The organism is Okeania sp. SIO2C9, assembly GCF_010672455.1.
Lineage (GTDB): Bacteria > Cyanobacteriota > Cyanobacteriia > Cyanobacteriales > Microcoleaceae > Okeania.
The window spans coordinates 1-1,144 of sequence record NZ_JAAHGO010000275.1 but is presented as its reverse complement, the minus strand read 5'-3'; the positions used below and the strand labels follow the sequence as shown (position 1 = coordinate 1,144).

Here is a 1,144-nt window from a genome sequence, read left to right as displayed (position 1 = left end):
ACACTTTCACTGTACAAATCCTTTAAAGGTTCTATGACTTCAGAAACATATATCTTGCCAGTAATGAATATGTATTGCTGATTGCATGATTGGTACAGCATAATAGCTGCGTTTACCAGCTACATTATTTTGGTAATTTACTCCGGAAACCACACTTTCACTGTACAAATCCTTTAAAGGTTCTATGACTTCAGAAACATCTGCTAGCTGGTTATTCCATGCTAAACGTGGTATAATAGTAAGGTCGGCAATCCCAGAATAAAAGATATCTGGAAGATCACCAGAAATGAGAGCACTTTCCATTTCTCTAAGAATATCTTTTTGTGGAATAATAGTCAGATCAATCTTAATTCCACTCTTTTCTTCCCACTCAGTAATAATCTTTTCCAGTGCATCAGTTTCTTCGGGATAAAAACCCTGTTGCCACCAAATACTCAAGTTATTGCTCTCATTGACGTATTCAATATTTGATTGTTTGCTTGACGATGTAGCTGTCTGACAACTAGCTAGCCCCAAACCAACTGAAAACCAAAATAGTCGATTGAATTCACGTCTACGCATAATCTCTTGACCTTTAGACCACCACAATATAGTTAATTTTTCTAGGTATACTTTTTACTCAGAGCTTGTAGCTGCTTTTTAAAATCTAATTTTTAGTCAAACAACAGAGGATTTAATAGATTTCGAGCAACTAAAATTTGAAATTCCAGGTTAGGCGCAAGATCTGAATTTTAAGTAATTACTGTGGTAGATCACCCTCAGAGCGTGCTTGATAAGTTATTAACGTAGCTCATCTTCTCAGGATAGCAACTTGATGTAACAGATGTAAATAGAGAGATTTGTTATCACGGAAGTGCATCTCTACAAATTTACTGCCAATTTTTCAAATTTTGTAAAAATAACAGATAAATAATTATGCCTATCTACTTATCCAGTGCCAGAAGAATTTTCAAAAATTGCTCCTCTAGATTCTAAATTAAATTTCGTTTCCTTGGATATTCCTGAATTTTTTCCAAAAAGAGTATCTTTAATATTGGCGTAGTTAAGATTAGTTCCGAATAAGTTGGTTCCCTTGAAATTAGTTTGCTTCAGGTTCGCACCATTGAGATTAACGTGACGTACACAAGCGTAACTAAGATTAGCA

2 protein-coding genes are annotated in these 1,144 nt (G+C 34.7%); both read right to left on the bottom strand.

Annotated elements, in window-relative coordinates; translation table 11 throughout:
* Window positions 1–39 precede the first annotated feature (39 nt).
* Window positions 40–561: an ABC transporter substrate-binding protein gene (locus F6K23_RS40985; RefSeq protein WP_293167012.1), complete on the bottom strand. Its 522-nt coding sequence runs from the start codon at window positions 559–561 to the stop codon at window positions 40–42.
* A gap of 366 nt (window positions 562–927) precedes the next feature.
* Window positions 928–1,144: pentapeptide repeat-containing protein (locus tag F6K23_RS40980; protein WP_293167010.1), on the bottom strand; the 217-nt coding region annotated here is incomplete at its 5' end.

Excerpts from the sequence above, each read along its gene's own strand:
- F6K23_RS40985 (WP_293167012.1), bottom strand. The coding sequence starts at position 561 with ATGCGTAGACGTGAATTCAATCGACTATTTTGGTTTTCAGTTGGTTTG.